Below are 16,682 nucleotides of genomic sequence, written 5' to 3' on the forward strand. Positions count from 1 at the left end.
GTAACAGTCGGTGGAGACCTACTGCTTTTGCATGGCAGCGGTTTTAAGGGACGCTATTACTTCAAGGGGTTCAGCCTCTAAAAAGGCGCTATACAGTCATTAATCGAGGTATTTCTGATACGAATTTCATGCTAGCGCCTTTTTTCTGGAGTGTTTGATTTCTCCCTTTAGATCAGCGGGTTCCCTCACACCTCAATTACCACCCGGAGGTTGCCCCGCTTACGTACAACCCGGCAGGCAGTAGCCTCGTGGGAGCGTTCAAACTCTAAGTCGAGCAGGGTCTGGCCCACCTTGAAGTTGTTGATCGACATGTAGCTCACCGAGGTGGGCAAGGTGGGCTGCACAATCCGCAGGCAGTTGTTGGCCACATCGGGCACCAGGTTCACCATGATCTGCAACAGTTGAAATACCGTGCCCGTGGCCCATGCCTGGGGTGAGCAGGCCACTGGGTAGCGCACGGGCCGATTGGTGGGGGTGCGCTCAAACCCGCAAAACAGCTCCGGTGGGCACTGGTAGGGTTGCAGACTGGTCATGTCAAAAATGCCCTGGGCAATTTCTAATGCCTGTTCAACGTAGCCGAGGGATCTCAACCCGGCGGCAATGATGCCGTTGTCGTGGGGCCACACCGAGCCCACGTGGTAGCCCATGGGGTTATAGGCGGGAGAACTGCTGCTGAGGGTGCGAATGCCCCAACCGCTAAACATATCTGGGGCCTGCAAGCGCTCGGCTACGCTACGGGCCTTTTCGGGGGAGAGAATACCCAGACCCAGGCAGTGGCCGGGGTTAGAGGTAATGCTATCAACCGGATTGCCCTGACCATCTAGGGCGAGGGCGATGTAGCCCTTTTTGGGTAGCCAAAAATCTTGTTCAAAGCGCATTTTGAGGGCCTGGGCTTCGTCCCGCCAGAGATCGCGCAGATCGGGCCGCTGCATCAGCTCCGCTAGGGGGGCTAGGCGTATCTTGGCGGCGTAGACGTAGCCCTGCACTTCAGAAAGTGCGATCGCACCCTTGGCCAACTTCCCCGCCCCATCTACCATGCAGTCGCCGGAATCTTTCCAGCCCTGGTTGCCCAGCCCCCCCGCCGATTTGCACTGGTAGGTCACGTAGCCGGTTGGCTCCAAACTGCGGTCAATCCAGGCCATCGCCTCCAGGGCATGGGGCCAGAGATCTTCCAGCAGAGTACGATCGCCCTTCCAGGCATAGTAGTCGGCATAGAGCATCAGCCACAGAGGCGTCGCATCCACCGTGCCGTAGTAGGGGGTGTGGGGTACCTCACCACTGCGCGACATTTCCCCAAACCGTAGCTCGTGGAGAATTTTACCCGGCTCTTCTTCTCGCCAGTCATCCTGCTTTTGGCCCTGATACTCGGCCAGCACTGTCAGGGTTTGGCGAGCCAAGGCGGGGTTAAACATCAGGGTTTGCATCGCCGCAATCAGCGAATCGCGCCCAAACAGCGTGGCAAACCAGGGAATCCCTGCCGACAGAACCTTGCCATCCCCAAAGGTTTGCCCTAGCAGGTAGGTATCCTGCTCAGCCCGCTCGATAATCTGGTTCAGCGCCCGGTTGTCGGTGCGGATGCAGGTTACCCCCTCCCGCCACTGCTGTTCTTCCATGGTTTCTGCTGCCACCGCTTGACTCAGGGTTGCCGGTAGGCCCACGGTGGAGGCCGGGTGGCTGTCTAGAAACGGCTGCAAGCGATAGCCCAAGACCTCAGTGGCTTGGGGTTGTAGCGCCACCCGCCAGATCGCCGTATACCCCTTCATCCGATCGGGCCGTCGCTGGTAAAACTGAATTCTCGACTCCATCAGCAGTTGATCTACCCCCTGGTAAGCAAGGGTGAGTTCGTCCCTATCGCTGGTGATCACGCCATCGTCAAACAGGGGACTAGTGTCAGCAAATTCTTCTACCAGGTGAACCGGACGCAGCAGCGTGCCGGTGTGCTGCCGCACTCGCCCACGAATTTCAAACAGATCGGCAAAATCCGCATCAAAGCTCAGGCTGAGTTCAAACTCAACGGGTTCCGTACTGTAGTTGGTTAGGGCCAACTCCTCAAACAGCCCCCCTTGCAGCACCAAATCGCGCTGAATGCCAATGGTTTCAGCCCGAATTTCACTGCGGCTATCATCGCTCGCGATGTAGGGGTTAGCGCACAGGGCCGACAGGGCAAACCCCCGCTGAGCCGTGCTGCTAAGCAACACGGGGGGCATCCCTTCAAATTGCAGCTCCAAACGGCTAAGAAACCGGGTATCTCGACAAAATAGCCCCAGGCTAGTGGTCGCCTGATCGTCGCCGCAGGCGATATTGCCCAAGGTATTGGTAATCAAAAACAAGTCGTTGTCTTTGAGGGTCAAGGTGGGCTGCTGCCGCCGGGTCGTGGTGCAAGGCCATTCTGGAATCGGCACCTGCTGGGCTGGGGCAAAGGTGCGACCATCTGACTCCACAATATTGAGGGTTGATGCCGCCGAGGCTATCTCCAGCGCGCCTAAATTAGCAGACTCGGTCATAGTGTCGTTTCCTTAGGGGGAGTAGGGGGTGATGGGGTGGAGGGGTGATGGGGTGATGGGGTGGAGGGGTGATGGGGTGGAGGGGTGATGGGGTGATGGGGTGGGGTAAATTCCGTAGGGACGAGTTTGGCTCGTGTTGGTCGGGAAATCCAGGATGGGAGGCTCAAAACCCGCCCTACCCAGTGCCGGGAAATCCAAGATGGATGTTAATTCCGTAGGGGCAATCCCTTGCCTGCCCTGTTCGCGTAGCGGCTCCGGAGGAGCAACATAGTCGAAGGGTGGTTGCCCTTGTTGCCGGGTGACCGATATTGGGACGTGGGGGTAGGGGCGCGGTTTCCGCGCCCAATGCAGGATGTCGCCGTAGGGGCGAGTTTGGCTCGTGTTGGTCGGGAAATCCAGGATGGGAACCTCAAAACCCGCTCTGCCCAGTTTCCGGATGACCGATATTGATCTGGATCCGTAGGGGCAATCCCTTGCTTGCCCTGTTCGCCTAACGGCTTCTAAGACACTTCCCTCTGTGGCCAAGACCGAGATTCCTCCCTTCGCTCGGAATGACAGGCTTTTCTCTGTTTCTTCCGTACATTACCCAACATTTTGGGTTGGGTCGGTTGCTCCTCCGGAGCAACCGAGTCGTAGGATGGTTGCCCTTATGGCGGGTGTGAAGGTATGAGGGGAGATATTTAGGGAAGCGGTATGGAAAATAAGTTTTGATTTTTTGTTGAGGTGCTGGTGCGATCGCGGGTTGCCCTCGTAGCGGGGGGACGATGATCGCCCATTACCCCCTGATACACCGCCTCATAGCCATCCACCATACGTCCCACGCCAAAATTACGCACCACATGATCCCGGCAGGTCTGGCGACTAATGCGATGAATTTGAGCCACCGCCTCAACACAAGCGTCCAAACTGTGACACAGAAATCCGGTCTCGCCATCCACGATTAGCTCTGGGGCCGACCCCAGGGCCAGGGCAATCACCGGGGTACCGCTGGCCATCGACTCGGTGATCACTAGGCCAAAGGGTTCGGGCCAGGTAATCGGAAATAATGTTGCCGTAGCATGACCCATCAAGGATTTCTTCAGGGACTGGCTCACTTCTCCTAAAAACGTAATCTGTTCACCATCAATATGGGGGGCCACCTCTCGATCAAAAAACTCACGGTTTTCAAAGTCAACCTTGCCGGCCATTTTCAGGGGCCAGCCGGTACGCTGGGCAATCTTGATGGCCAGATGGGGGCCTTTTTCTACCGACATGCGCCCTAAGAAAGCCAGATAGGGCGGGACTTGGGGCTTGAGGTAGAAGTCGAATTGGTCAATTGCGATCGCGTTGTAGACCGTAGCCACATAATTCAGCCCCAAATCAGACCGCTGCTGAGAATTAGACACACTGACTAAATTCTGCTGCCGATATTGGCCAAATATTGTCTCAGAGGCAAGGCTAAACGGTCCGTGTAGCGTGTGGACTACTGGAGTCTGGCTGAGATGGGTCCGGGATAACGCGGCAGCATCCATATGGGAGTGAATAATGTCAAACTCCCCTAGACCATTGAAAACCTTATCGAGTTGACGTTGCTCATAATTTGCATATTCGGGGGGTAAAACCCCTAAAGATCGCAGCGCCTTCTCACACCCTGGCTCTAGCAAAGCTTGGGTCTGAGAATCTCCCGACGCAAACAACGTTACCTGATGCCCTCGTCGCACCAGTTCTTCCGTCAATAAACTGACGACAACCTCAGTGCCACCGTACCCCAAAGGCGGAACCTGTTCCCATAGCGGCGTAACCTGGGCAATTCGCATAAAGCCTCTCCATGATGTTAAGACTGGGAATCCAGTCGGTTTAGTTCAACTCTGGTAAATTTATGTTCTCGACAATAGTTAAGCCCAAAACCAGATCAACTCTTACCCATACCCAAAGGTGCATCTTGTCTTTGCAAACTTATGTCACCACCCTGAGTAAAGAGCAAGCTCTACATCCCCCGGCTCCACTTAGGCACGCCCTATAGACTACTCCCAAAAAGGCAAAAACGGAGCCAGATGCAAAGTCGCTCTCCCGCCCTGGGCTATCACTCATACACATGAAGGATTTCAAAGTCCCCCGTGTTTGCCCCTGGGCACGCTTCGCGAACGGGGAATTTAGGGGCCACTGCCAAGAAATTCTATAGCGATTCCCTAATGTATGAGGTACACCTCAACTTAATGACACCTTGGCGAACAAGGGGCTTCAGCCCCTTGCCTGTACTTAACCCGAGTGAGAACCGCTATATTATCTATTAGGGAATTGCTATAGTGATCCTGCATGAGCTTTGAGTAAGCCTGTTCGTAGCGTGGGTGAAGCACAGCGTAACCCATACTACAAAGTTTTCGGAAATCAAATAGGATTGCTATATAAGCAATAACTTGCCTTGGGAGAAGGGTTTAGGGTGTAGAAGCAGAACGACTTTTCCGCGAGTGGGACTGTAAAAATTGTAGAAACGGGATAGACCTTTGCAGGTTCCTACTGCACGTCTAAAGCCCCGGAAAGCATTAGCAATTTATTTCTTTCATATATTCATTATACTTTGCTTAAGCTCAGGCATGGTTAAAGGTTTACTCTCCCCTGGCTATCAGGCCGATCAATTCTAGTTTTCTTAAGCCCCATGAGGGTTAAAGTGGGGCGATGAGTTCTACCGTCGTCAGATAACCCCATATCAGTCAAAGCCAAGGCCCGAAACCGAGACCTCATCAGCGACAGAGGTGCCCATCACATCAAGCGATTTAGAGCCCTGAGGCGAGGAGTCATCAAACGAGATTTCCGTCGCAACTGAGGCTAGCGACGCAGAGCAGAATGCCCCTACCCCATCGGTGTGATCATCGTAGCCACGAGTAAGCGCCCATTCAAGAAGGGCGGACAGTCTCGTTTAGACACCGAGACCCGCTATCATGCCGCATCGTTTTTAGAATCGACTGCTATAACTCTCAGCGGTGGCAACGGCTTCTTGCAAGACTTGGGTGTAGGCTCCGGCATCGTCAATGCGGTAGACCACCAGTTCCTGGGGGCTGATGCGGTATTCAAAGTTGCCGCTGGTGGCTACGTAGTCGGCTTGGGAGCCCCGAACCGCAGTAACATCGCGGCTGACCAAGATTTGGGAGACGCCTTTTTCGTGGCCCACGTACAGGACGCTACTGCCCACATGGCAAATGTAGATGGTGTAGTTGGGGGTGCTGTAGTAGTGGGAGACATTCTCAACACCCCGACACGCACCACCTAGGGCTTCTGTTAGGGCTTCCTGCTCCTGGGCCGTATTTTGGGCAGTGGGGCCGTTGGCGGGTGTGACATCGACAAAATCTCCCCGGATCCATCCTTCAGTACCGGCTGTATCAAGGCGCAGGTAGTACCAGGTGTAGCCATCCTCCCCTTCGATGGAGCGCAGCAACTGTACCTGATCGCCCACAAGGCCATAGCCCTTAGCCTCTGCCTCAGTACTAGGGCTGGTGCGAAGATTAATCTCAGCATCGGTAGACTGGGCCGTGAGGACTGCCGACTGGTTTGGGTTAAGGGCGCGACCTTCCCCCAAGGATTGCTCGTCCGAGATGGCGTCAACCTCGGTGTCCTCTAGGGAGATATCAGGGCGCACTGACCCCGCTGCAACGGTGGGGTCAGCAAAGGTGGCGTCTGGAATGGCAGGGCTATCGTCTCCCTCGGATGGGTTTCCCCAACGGCAGCCACTGACGGTTAGGGCAAATCCAGTTGCGATCGCGAATACCAAGGCAGGCATTCTCAAGGTCATGGCTTAAGAGGCGTGAACAACCAATCGACTAGCTAGTGTAACCTGAGTTCGGGATGAGGAAAGGAGGGGCTTTGTAAGCTGAAGGGTGAAAAACTAAGTATCAGTAGGCCCCCCTTATGGATAGGGTCGCATCCGCCGCCACAAAGTCTTCCGAGGCATAGCGGCTCGTGGCAAAACCTCGGTGGATTGGTTCTTTGGCTTCAAACTCCATCTGGTAGTGAATGACCAGGACGAGTTGCTCAATATTGAGATCACACCGGGCAATACTGATGACCGTAAGCCGGTGGAGAGCTTGCTCAATGATCAATGTCATCTGTGGCTTAATTGCTTACTGTCATCAGCCCAAGAAGCCATCACTCAATTTTGACTTTGCTCTCCCTCAAGCCGCTTAACCCGAACTCAGGTTAAGTACAAATACTGTGTCCATTGGAGTACTATCCCAATGAACACAGCGAAACAGGTTACTTCTTGATGTTCCGCGCCATATTGCGGAACATGTCCATACTGCTGTCGGCGGTGCGGCGATTGGCCTGCTCACTCCCACTGGGTTGAGAGGCTTGAGGCGCTCCCGGTTGAGACTGCTGGGACTGGTCACGCACATCGACCTTATCCATTGCGGAGACTTGGCGCACAATTTCCACCTCTTCGGTCTGCCCCTTTTTCCGCGCAAAGGTCCGCTTCACCATCTTGGATGTACGCATGTAGTCGATATCGCCAAAGGTTTTGGCCTCATTCTCATCCAGAAAAAAGGCTTTCTCATCTTTAGGGGGCTTCGGTGTGCGAGGCTTTTTACCGCCGCCAAACAAACCACGAATGAAACCGGTCATGGAAATCTCCTGGACGCATGAGTCGCTGTTCATTTATCTTAACGTCATTTGTAACGTTAGATTTTTGCCATCGCGACAAATTTGCCAGTCCAGACGCCATTAAAAGTGGGCCTGAAAGTCTTCGAGGGCCTGGAGTAGGGCTGTCTCCCCTCTGGGCGGAATCAGGTCTTGCAGGGGAATCGACCGGCGACCCGCCCCGATAGGAATCAGGGTAGTTTGTAGAACCTCTGTCACTACCTTCTCAGAAAGGCGGTTTTCATCTAAAACCGGGTAGAACTTCTCAGCCAAGAGGGTATGGAGTTTGGCATCGTTGAGGTACAGGTGCCACTTGGCGACATCAATGTAAACCGCTTCGCCAATGTTGGCAGCTAAAGCCTCTAAGGTTTCTGCTGGAACTGAGGTCATGGGCTGTTCTCCTCGGGGTTGTCATCAGTAGCCGGGATGTAGGGGCCAGAGTAATCTGCGATCGCAAAAATATAGCCCCCATGGACTGCTAGCAAAGCCAGCCAAGGGAACGTCACAAAGCTGACCCAAGGTACCCAATCGGCATTGAGCTGATGGGCAAACCACAGCCCGGAATTGATGGCGGCAAAAAAGGCCACATGCAGGGCAAAGTTGAGGCGATCCTCCAAACGACGGTAGGCGGGATCGCGGCGGTCAGGCTTGCGGGGCCAGCGGGGGGGCATGGAAACACTCCAAAATAGGCAGTTAGGTCTTGCTCGTATTGTAGAAGGCAGCGGGTATTGACACGACCTGGCAGAAATCGATCTCCGAGAAGATTTTGATCCACAGGAAGATTTTTTAGATGGAATACTTTATATAGCCTTGTTTCATAAAATGCTTAAGCTGCAACCATGATAATTTCTCCCCTGAGTTGGTCGGAGCTCGAAACCCTCACTGATTTTCATCGTGATCCCATCCATGGGCCGACCAATTCCCAGTCCCGACTGCGCCTGTTTGGCCAGTTTGAAACCGATGTACGGGTTACCCTATACCGCGACAATCATGCCTGGTGTCCCTATTGCCAGAAGGTCTGGCTGTGGCTAGAGGAAAAGCGCATTCCCTACCGCATCGAGAAGGTCACCATGTTCTGCTACGGGCAGAAGGAGCAGTGGTATAAGCGCATCGTGCCCTCGGGGATGCTGCCCGCCCTGGAGCTAGATGGGCGCGTGATCACAGAAAGTGATGACATTTTGCTGGCGCTAGAACGGGCCTTTGGTCCCCTGGAGCAAGCTATGACCGATCCGACAGTGCTGCCTCTGCGCCAGTTGGAACGGCGGCTGTTCCGCGCTTGGTGTACCTGGCTCTGCTATCCCACCCGATCCCCACGTCAGGAACAGGGAAGCCGTGATCAATTTATCAGTGTGGTGACCCAGGTAGAGGAAGCGTTAAGCCACACTCCCGGCCCCTACTTCCTGGAAAATTTTGGCACCGCTGATGTGGTTTTCACGCCCTACGTTGAACGCATGAATGCCAGCCTCTACTACTACAAGGGGTATTCTCTGCGGGAGGAAAACCCGCACCTGTCCGCCTGGTTCGATGCCATGGAGAGTCGCCCCACCTATCGCGGTACCCAGAGCGATTTCCATACCCACGCCCACGATCTGCCGCCCCAGATGGGGGGCTGCTACGAAAACGGTACACCCCAGATGGAGATCAACAAGGCCAGGGTGGATAACGGTCCCTGGATGGGCTTACCGGATGTGACCTATCCTGAGCCGGAATTCTCCCGTCAGGAAGCCTTACAACGGGTGATCAAACACCGGAACAACATTATTCGCATCAATCCCGTCAATGATGCCACCTTTGACACGGCGCTGCGCTGTGCTCTTACCCACCTGATTACAGGAAAACCTTGTACACCACCGCCCGGTTCTGATATCGCCCTGCGCTATCTGCGCGATCGCATTAGCATCCCCCGCGATATGTCCATCTATGCGGGTAAGCGGCTGCGACAGGCATTAGAAGACACAGCAGCCCTCGTAGGAGAGCGCCAAGGCCCCCCCATTCTCCTTCAGCATCGCCGGGACCAGGATCCTGCTAATTTTGCTCCCTAGATCACTCAAAACCCGCCCTGCCCAGTTCCGGAGAACCCAGAATTGTGCAGGTGCACCAGAACTGGAGTCATGGAGGAACGCCCGGTTACAGGAAATACGTCCCTTTAGCAGAGAGTACTGTTTTGAGAGAGTGATGCTAAGCTGATGCGCAGCTTTTGTCACCTATTAAGGGAAATGCTGAAATGCGATGGCCAGAGGCCGGTCGAAGACCATCGCAGGGGGTGCAGGCTCGAAATTCATTGGGTTCAAGGCGGATCTTCAACACATCATGTTTCAGAAAATGTTCTCTCAGCATCAGCTAGTATCAGCGAAACTCAGGCATTGGACAAAATCCCTCATAGCCCTGGGACTGACAACCTCTACTCTTGTCGCCCTAACCCCACCTCGATCCGCGATCGCGCAACTCAACAGCTACTGCCAAATTACCCAAGCAGAGGCTTCCCGCAAAGAAAACCTGCGGCAGGCTGCCTTTAACGGTGATGCCCAAGCCCGCTCCCAATATTTCACGATTATTCAGGAACATAGCGCCGCCCTCCAACGCTGTCGCCAGACGACTTGGCCTCAAGAGCAAGCCATCTGGGTCCGGCTCTATCCCTGCGATCTCCAGCCCGGTATTTTAGAAGCGGTAATGGACCGTATTCTGAACCTAGGCTACAACCAGGTTTACGTCGAGGTATTCTACAGCGGCCAAGTTCTCTTACCCAGTGCCGACAACCCCACCGTCTGGCCCACAGTCGTTAATTCCCAAGGCTACGAGCGACGAGATCTCTTGGCAGAAGCCATCTCCAAGGGACAACAACGGGGGCTAGATGTCCATGCCTGGGTCTTCACCCTCAACTTTGGCTATACCTACGGACAACGCAGCGATCGCGCCTCTAACCTAGCCCGCAACGGTCGCGGCCAAGATACCCTAGCCTTTGCCCGCAGTGGAGCCATCAGCAACCCAGAAGAAGTCTTCATTGACCCCTACAGCTTCCAGGCCCAGCAAGACTTTCAACAGATGCTCCAGAGCATCGCGCGTCGCCAGCCTCGCAGCATCCTCTTCGACTACATACGGTATCCCCGAGGATCAGGCAGCCATTCCGTAGTCAGCCGGGTAGAGGATCTCTGGATCTACGGAGAATCTGCCCGTCAAGCACTATTTCAGCGGGCCATGAACCAAAAAGGGCGAGAACTGATCCGCCGGTACCTTAGCCGGGGCTATCTATTGGATGCCGACATTGACGAGGTGAATACCCTCTTTCCTGGTGAAGGGGATGTCCTGTGGCAAAGCCACATTCCTACCCCTGACTGGCAATCCCAACCCACATCCATCCGCCGTCCCCAGTTACAAAATGAACTGTGGCGACTCAGCGTGGCCCACGCGGTTCAAGGCGTTGTCGATTTCCTCACCCGCATGGGTCAAGTTGCTCAACAGCAGGGCATCCCCTCGGGAGCGGTGTTTTTCCCCAGTGGCAACCGTCCAGTGGGCAGCGGTGGCTACGACTCCCGCCTACAATATTGGGATCGCTTTCCCACCTGGATGTCCTGGCACCCCATGGCCTATGCAGTCTGTGGTAATACGGGATGCATTCTGGAGGAGATTCGCCAAGTGCTAGCAACAGCGGGGCCTCGGGGTACCCAGTTCGTCAAGCCCGTCCTCGCAGGGGTTTGGGGCCAGTCAGTCCGCAACCGACCTTCCCTAGAGGCTCAAATGCAGGCCATGCAGCGGTCAACCCCAGAGGTCAACTCCGTCAGCCACTTTGCCTATTCTTGGCAGGATCCAGAGTTCGATCGCACCCGCAAATTTTGCCAACTGTAGGTTCACTACCCAAAGATCCTTCAGGAGCAGACCTCAGGGGCCAGAAAAAATCGCCTCGTCCAAGTCTTGACGACTTAGAGAATATTTAAACACCCGCTGCACATCCTGGCCTTGTCCATCAGCACAGAGATAAAGCACCACTAGGGCGTCAATTTCCAGCACAATATCGGCCTGCCAGTCGGGCGTATCCAGGTGCCAACGGTGGAGATCATCCGCATCCTGCTGGCAGCCATGATCTCGTAGCCACTGTTCAATCTCAGGAAGAGGATGGTTATAGAGGGGAGTCTGGACACTGGGCAGGGCCATAGCAACGATTATTTAGAGGAGTAAGCAAAAGCCCCATCACTTATATAAAAGTGATGGGGCCTTTGAATAATAACCTGGCACCGAGCTATTTTCCCGTGGGGCGACCCCCAAAGTATCTTCGCCGCAGATGCGTTTCACAACCGAGTTCGGGATGGGTCGGAGTGGGTCCACATCGCCATGGGCACCAGGAAAGCTATAGAGCTATCAGCCACCTATGTTTTCACATTTGATAGAGAGAGCCCTGAGGACTGCATAGATTAAGAGTCATAGTACGAACTAATGATGGTAGGACAAGCCCTCGGTCTGTTAGTACTCCTCGACTTCATCCATTACTGGACTTCCATCTAGAGCCTATCAACGGGTGTTCTTCCCGTGACCTTACTGGGTTAACCCCATGGGAGCACTCATCTTGAGGTGGGCTTCCCACTTAGATGCTTTCAGCGGTTATCCGCTCCGCACTTGGCTACCCTGCGTTTACCGTTGGCACGATAACAGGTACACCAGCGGTGCGTTCTTCCCGGTCCTCTCGTACTAAGGAAGAATCCTCTCAATGCTCCTACGCCTGCACCGGATATGGACCGAACTGTCTCACGACGTTCTGAACCCAGCTCGCGTGCCGCTTTAATGGGCGAACAGCCCAACCCTTGGGACCTACTCCAGCCCCAGGTTGCGACGAGCCGACATCGAGGTGCCAAACCTCCCCGTCGATGTGAACTCTTGGGGGAGATCAGCCTGTTATCCCTAGAGTAACTTTTATCCGTTGAGCGACGGCCCTTCCACGCGGAACCGTCGGATCACTAAGGCCGTGTTTCCACCCTGCTCGACTTGTCAGTCTCGCAGTCAAGCTCTCTTATGCCTTTACACTCAATGGCTGATTTCCAACCAGCCTGAGAGAACCTTTGCGCGCCTCCGTTATCTTTTAGGAGGCGACCGCCCCAGTCAAACTGCCCACCTGAAACTGTCCCCTCGCCGGATAACGGCTGAAGGTTAGAATTCTAGCTTTGACAGAGTGGTATCTCACCAGTGACTCATTATTCCCCACAAGGAATAATTCACAGTCTCCCACCTATCCTGCGCAGTCAAAGCCCGAACCCAATTCCAGGCTACAGTAAAGCTTCATAGGGTCTTTCTGTCCAGGTGCAGGTAGTCCGTATCTTCACAGACAATCCTATTTCGCCGAGTCTCTCTCCGAGACAGCTCCCAGATCGTTACGCCTTTCGTGCGGGTCGGAACTTACCCGACAAGGAATTTCGCTACCTTAGGACCGTTATAGTTACGGCCGCCGTTCACCGGGGCTTCAGTCGTTAGCTTCATCCGAAGACTGACCAACTTCCTTAACCTTCCGGCACTGGGCAGGCGTCAGCCCCCATACATCGTCTTGCGACTTAGCGGAGACCTGTGTTTTTGGTAAACAGTCGCCTGGGACTCTTCACTGCGACCACCTCTCGGTGGCACCCCTTCTCCCGAAGTTACGGGGCCATTTTGCCGAGTTCCTTAGAGAGAGTTATCTCGCGCCCCTTAGTATTCTCAACTACCCTACCTGTGTCGGTTTCGGGTACGGGTGAATATGGATTATCGTGGTTCGGGCTTTTCTTGGAAGCTTGACGTCAGTCACTTCTCCGTCGTAACGGATCGCTCTCGTATCTCGGCTCAGAACGTTTTCGCCGCTCCTCATCACCTCATATACTTGGACCGGGTATTCCATCACCCGGATGACTTAGCCTTCTCCGTCCCCCGCCACAATCCATACTCAGTATCGGAATATTAACCGATTGTCCATCGACTACGCCTTTCGGCCTCGCCTTAGGTCCCGACTAACCCTCCGTGGACGAGCCTTCCGGAGGAACCCTTAGGGTTTCGGGGCATTGGATTCTCACCAATGTTTTCGCTACTCAAGCCGACATTCTCACTTCTGCCTCGTCCACGCCTGCTTTCGCTAACGCTTCTCACTACTACAGAACGCTCCCCTACCACTTATCGAAATAAGTCCACAGCTTCGGTAAAATGCTTAGTCCCGTTCATTTTCGGCGCAAGAGCGCTTGACCAGTGAGCTATTACGCACTCTTTTAAGGATGGCTGCTTCTAGGCAAACCTCCTGGTTGTCTGAGCACTCTCACCTCCTTTACCACTGAGCATCTATTTGGGGACCTTAGCTGGTGGTCTGGGCTGTTTCCCTCTTGACGATGGAGCTTATCCCCCACCGTCTTACTGGCAGTGTGTTCGATGGGTATTCAGAGTTTGACTCGATTTGGTACCGCTCTCGCAGCCCGCACCGAATCAGTGCTTTACCCCCCATCTATAATCACTACCGCTGCGCCTCAACACATTTCGGGGAGAACCAGCTAGCTCCGGGTTCGATTGGCATTTCACCCCTAACCACACCTCATCCGCTGGCTTTTCAACGCCAGTCGGTTCGGACCTCCACTTGGTGTCACCCAAGCTTCATCCTGGACATGGTTAGATCACCCGGGTTCGGGTCTATAAACACTGACTATCGCCCTTTTCAGACTCGCTTTCGCTTTGGCTTCACCATTCCCGGCTTAACCTGCCAGTGCCTATAAGTCGCCGGCTCATTCTTCAACAGGCACGCTATCACTCGTTTAATCGAGCTCTAACTGCTTGTAAGCTCACGGTTTCATGTTCTATTTCACTCCCCTCCCGGGGTTCTTTTCACCTTTCCCTCGCGGTACTATGCGCTATCGGTCACGTAGTAGTATTTAGCCTTTCGAGGTGGTCCTCGATGATTCAATCGGGATTTCTCGTGCCCCGACCTACTCGGGATTCAGCTAGTATCCTTGAACTTTCGACTACAGGACTTTCACCTTCTCTGGTGCAGTTCTCAACTGCTTCGTCTAGCCGCCGGATTCCATATCGCTGTCCCACAACCCCATTGGTAATAACCAATGGTTTAGGCTGGTCCCTTTTCGCTCGCCGCTACTGGGGGAATCGCTTTTGCTTTCTCTTCCTACAGCTACTAAGATGTTTCAGTTCGCTGCGTTCGCTCGCGCCATCCTATATATTCAGATGGCCGTATATTGGGTTGCCCCATTCGGAAACCTCCGGATCATTGCGTGCTTCCCACTCCCCGGAGCATATCGTCGGTAGCCACGTCCTTCTTCGCCTCTACGTGCCTAGGTATCCACCGTGAGCCCTTTATAGCTTGACCTTCCATCAACATTGATGTCTGTTCGTACTACCTTTTGACTCTCTTTCTATGCAGTTTTCAAGGTTCTTACTGGGTTCTCAGAACTCAGCATGATGTCTCTTTATCAACACTATGCTGAAATCTCTCTCGCGGTGGTGGAGGTTAGCGGACTCGAACCGCTGACATCCTGCTTGCAAAGCAGGCGCTCTACCAACTGAGCTAAACCCCCACGCAGTGGGCCATCCTGGACTCGAACCAGGGACCTCACCCTTATCAGGGGTGCGCTCTAACCACCTGAGCTAATAGCCCTTGTCCCTCGACCTATAGCTTGAGTGCCTTCTATCTCGAATCTCGAACGACCTTAGGATGACCTTCTCTATCTCGGTATATACTTCTTTTCCCGATGATAAAGATGGTTTGGTCTCCTTGAAAGGAGGTGATCCAGCCACACCTTCCGGTACGGCTACCTTGTTACGACTTCACCCCAGTCATCAGCCCCACCTTCGGCGCCCCCCTCCTCGAAAGGTTAGGGTAACGACTTCGGGCGTGGCCAACTCCCATGGTGTGACGGGCGGTGTGTACAAGGCCCGGGAACGTATTCACCGCAGTATGCTGACCTGCGATTACTAGCGATTCCTCCTTCATGCAGGCGAGTTGCAGCCTGCAATCTGAACTGAGCCTCGGTTTATGGGATTAGCTCACCATCGCTGGCTGGCTGCCCTTTGTCCGAAGCATTGTAGTACGTGTGTAGCCCAGAACGTAAGGGGCATGATGACTTGACGTCATCCACACCTTCCTCCGAGTTGTCCCCGGCAGTCTCTCTAGAGTGCCCAACTTAATGATGGCAACTAAAGACGTGGGTTGCGCTCGTTGCGGGACTTAACCCAACATCTCACGACACGAGCTGACGACAGCCATGCACCACCTGTGTCCGCGCTCCCGAAGGCACTCCCTCGTTTCCAAGGGATTCGCGGCATGTCAAGCCCTGGTAAGGTTCTTCGCGTTGCATCGAATTAAACCACATACTCCACCGCTTGTGCGGGCCCCCGTCAATTCCTTTGAGTTTCACACTTGCGTGCGTACTCCCCAGGCGGGATACTTAACGCGTTAGCTTCGGTACTGCACGGGTCGATACGCGCAACACCTAGTATCCATCGTTTACAGCTAGGACTACAGGGGTATCTAATCCCTTTCGCTCCCCTAGCTTTCGTCCCTCAGCGTCAGTTACGGCCCAGTAGAGCGCCTTCGCCACTGGTGTTCTTCCCAATATCTACGCATTTCACCGCTACACTGGGAATTCCCTCTACCCCTACCGTACTCTAGCTATACAGTTTCCACCGCCGTCTCACAGTTGAGCTGTGATATTTAACAGCAGACTTATCTAGCCGCCTGCGGACGCTTTACGCCCAATAATTCCGGATAACGCTTGCATCCTCCGTCTTACCGCGGCTGCTGGCACGGAGTTAGCCGATGCTTATTCCTCTGGTACCGTCAGGTCTTCTTCCCAGAGAAAAGAGGTTTACAATCCACAGACCTTCCTCCCTCACGCGGCGTTGCTCCGTCAGGCTTGCGCCCATTGCGGAAAATTCCCCACTGCTGCCTCCCGTAGGAGTCTGGGCCGTGTCTCAGTCCCAGTGTGGCTGATCATCCTCTCAGACCAGCTACTGATCGTCGCCTTGGTAAGCCTTTACCTCACCAACTAGCTAATCAGACGCGAGCTCATCCCTAGGCAATAAATCATTTCACCTCTCGGCCTACGGGGTATTAGCTACCGTTTCCAGTAGTTGTCCCCCTCCTAAGGGCAGATCCTCACGCGTTACTCACCCGTCCGCCACTAAGTGTCCGAAAACACTCCGTTCGACTTGCATGTGTTAAGCACGCCGCCAGCGTTCATCCTGAGCCAGGATCAAACTCTCCATGTTGTACAGGACTATAAATCCCATATATCGAAAAGTTAAACCCTGAATACTCTCGTATCCAGAATCTATCTGATTAGCTTTACTCGCAGCTCATCTCTGTGCTACAGTATTGCCAATTTAATTCTTGACGAGACCCAAGTTTTCTGGCTCTCAAGCTATATTCTTCTGTCGAGGTCCTCGCCTCAAGAAGTTCAGGTCGCAACCCGTTCCTCCCTCAGCGCTTTACTAATGTAACCCCCGTTCCTGTTTGCTGTCAATACTTTTGACGAGCAATTTTTGGGGGCACTAGAATCCCCGCTACACAAGGGTTCTGCTTCTCTAGACCTAGCTTTTCTGGGGAAGGGCAAAAAAGAGTTT

9 protein-coding genes, 2 tRNA genes, 3 rRNA genes and 1 pseudogene are annotated in these 16,682 nt (G+C 54.1%); 3 read left to right on the forward strand and 12 right to left on the reverse strand.

The features are described 5' to 3' along the window. Positions 1-185: 185 nt before the first annotated feature. The 3 genes from LEP6406_RS0223245 to LEP6406_RS30670 all read right to left on the reverse strand — a co-directional run bounded on the left by LEP6406_RS0223245 (position 186) and on the right by LEP6406_RS30670 (position 6,270). Positions 186-2,504: an amylo-alpha-1,6-glucosidase gene (locus tag LEP6406_RS0223245; protein ID WP_008314650.1), complete on the reverse strand. Its 2,319-nt coding sequence runs from the start codon at positions 2,502-2,504 to the stop codon at positions 186-188. Between the two features lie 680 nt (positions 2,505-3,184). Beyond that, on the reverse strand, positions 3,185-4,300 hold the full coding sequence (locus tag LEP6406_RS0223255; RefSeq protein ID WP_008314645.1) for a glycosyltransferase family 4 protein: 1,116 nt from the start codon (positions 4,298-4,300) through the stop codon (positions 3,185-3,187). Positions 4,301-5,436: 1,136 nt separating this feature from the next. After that, positions 5,437-6,270 (reverse strand): SH3 domain-containing protein, encoded by an 834-nt coding sequence (locus tag LEP6406_RS30670; RefSeq protein ID WP_008314643.1) that lies wholly within the window; start codon positions 6,268-6,270, stop codon positions 5,437-5,439. Positions 6,271-6,397: 127 nt separating this feature from the next. On the opposite strand from LEP6406_RS30670, the pseudogene LEP6406_RS35540 reads away from it, so the two are divergent. Beyond that, positions 6,398-6,565: pseudogene (locus tag LEP6406_RS35540) on the forward strand (transposase); the annotation flags it as partial. Positions 6,566-6,731: 166 nt separating this feature from the next. Here LEP6406_RS35540 and LEP6406_RS0223270 read toward each other — a convergent pair. The 3 genes from LEP6406_RS0223270 to LEP6406_RS0223280 all read right to left on the reverse strand — a co-directional run bounded on the left by LEP6406_RS0223270 (position 6,732) and on the right by LEP6406_RS0223280 (position 7,783). After that, positions 6,732-7,097: a hypothetical protein gene (locus LEP6406_RS0223270; protein ID WP_008314639.1), complete on the reverse strand. Its 366-nt coding sequence runs from the start codon at positions 7,095-7,097 to the stop codon at positions 6,732-6,734. Between the two features lie 99 nt (positions 7,098-7,196). Beyond that, the gene (locus tag LEP6406_RS0223275) at positions 7,197-7,502 is read right to left on the reverse strand and encodes a DUF3181 family protein (RefSeq protein ID WP_008314637.1); all 306 of its coding nucleotides are present in this window, start codon (positions 7,500-7,502) and stop codon (positions 7,197-7,199) included. Then, on the reverse strand, positions 7,499-7,783 hold the full coding sequence (locus tag LEP6406_RS0223280) for a 2TM domain-containing protein (RefSeq protein WP_008314635.1): 285 nt from the start codon (positions 7,781-7,783) through the stop codon (positions 7,499-7,501). Before LEP6406_RS0223280 ends, LEP6406_RS0223275 begins: the two co-directional genes overlap by 4 nt. 168 nt (positions 7,784-7,951) lie before the next feature. Between LEP6406_RS0223280 and LEP6406_RS0223285 the strand changes: the two genes are divergently transcribed. Both LEP6406_RS0223285 and LEP6406_RS0223290 read left to right on the forward strand, forming a co-directional pair. Then, complete coding sequence (locus LEP6406_RS0223285) at positions 7,952-9,154, forward strand: glutathione S-transferase family protein (RefSeq protein WP_008314633.1); 1,203 nt, start codon at positions 7,952-7,954, stop codon at positions 9,152-9,154. Positions 9,155-9,422: 268 nt separating this feature from the next. Next, entirely contained in the window at positions 9,423-10,955 is a 1,533-nt protein-coding gene (locus LEP6406_RS0223290) for a family 10 glycosylhydrolase (protein WP_202807550.1), read from the forward strand. A 33-nt stretch (positions 10,956-10,988) separates the two neighbouring features. Here the strand turns inward: LEP6406_RS0223290 and LEP6406_RS0223295 are convergent, their stop codons facing one another. From LEP6406_RS0223295 to LEP6406_RS0223320, 6 genes are all read right to left on the reverse strand, one after another. Then, positions 10,989-11,261: a DUF3143 domain-containing protein gene (locus LEP6406_RS0223295; protein WP_008314630.1), complete on the reverse strand. Its 273-nt coding sequence runs from the start codon at positions 11,259-11,261 to the stop codon at positions 10,989-10,991. Between the two features lie 72 nt (positions 11,262-11,333). Beyond that, positions 11,334-11,450, reverse strand: a 5S ribosomal RNA gene (gene rrf, locus LEP6406_RS0223300). A 97-nt stretch (positions 11,451-11,547) separates the two neighbouring features. After that, positions 11,548-14,427: ribosomal RNA gene (locus tag LEP6406_RS0223305) — 23S ribosomal RNA — on the reverse strand. Positions 14,428-14,559: 132 nt separating this feature from the next. Continuing rightward, positions 14,560-14,635, reverse strand: a tRNA-Ala gene (locus LEP6406_RS0223310). Positions 14,636-14,641: 6 nt separating this feature from the next. Beyond that, positions 14,642-14,715, reverse strand: a tRNA-Ile gene (locus tag LEP6406_RS0223315). Positions 14,716-14,835: 120 nt separating this feature from the next. Then, positions 14,836-16,328 (reverse strand): 16S ribosomal RNA (locus LEP6406_RS0223320). Together the 16S, 23S and 5S rRNA genes with 2 tRNA genes alongside form the textbook arrangement of a ribosomal RNA operon. Positions 16,329-16,682 lie beyond the last annotated feature (354 nt).

It is taken from the genome of Leptolyngbya sp. PCC 6406, from assembly GCF_000332095.2.
Lineage (GTDB): Bacteria > Cyanobacteriota > Cyanobacteriia > Phormidesmidales > Phormidesmidaceae > PCC-6406.

Excerpts from the sequence above, each read along its gene's own strand:
- LEP6406_RS0223290 (WP_202807550.1), top strand. The coding sequence starts at position 9,423 with ATGTTTCAGAAAATGTTCTCTCAGCATCAGCTAGTATCAGCGAAACTC.
- LEP6406_RS0223275 (WP_008314637.1), bottom strand. The coding sequence starts at position 7,502 with ATGACCTCAGTTCCAGCAGAAACCTTAGAGGCTTTAGCTGCCAACATT.
- LEP6406_RS0223295 (WP_008314630.1), bottom strand. The coding sequence starts at position 11,261 with ATGGCCCTGCCCAGTGTCCAGACTCCCCTCTATAACCATCCTCTTCCT.
- LEP6406_RS0223285 (WP_008314633.1), top strand. The coding sequence starts at position 7,952 with ATGATAATTTCTCCCCTGAGTTGGTCGGAGCTCGAAACCCTCACTGAT.
- LEP6406_RS0223245 (WP_008314650.1), bottom strand. The coding sequence starts at position 2,504 with ATGACCGAGTCTGCTAATTTAGGCGCGCTGGAGATAGCCTCGGCGGCA.
- LEP6406_RS30670 (WP_008314643.1), bottom strand. The coding sequence starts at position 6,270 with ATGACCTTGAGAATGCCTGCCTTGGTATTCGCGATCGCAACTGGATTT.
- LEP6406_RS0223270 (WP_008314639.1), bottom strand. The coding sequence starts at position 7,097 with ATGACCGGTTTCATTCGTGGTTTGTTTGGCGGCGGTAAAAAGCCTCGC.
- LEP6406_RS0223280 (WP_008314635.1), bottom strand. The coding sequence starts at position 7,783 with ATGCCCCCCCGCTGGCCCCGCAAGCCTGACCGCCGCGATCCCGCCTAC.
- LEP6406_RS0223255 (WP_008314645.1), bottom strand. The coding sequence starts at position 4,300 with ATGCGAATTGCCCAGGTTACGCCGCTATGGGAACAGGTTCCGCCTTTG.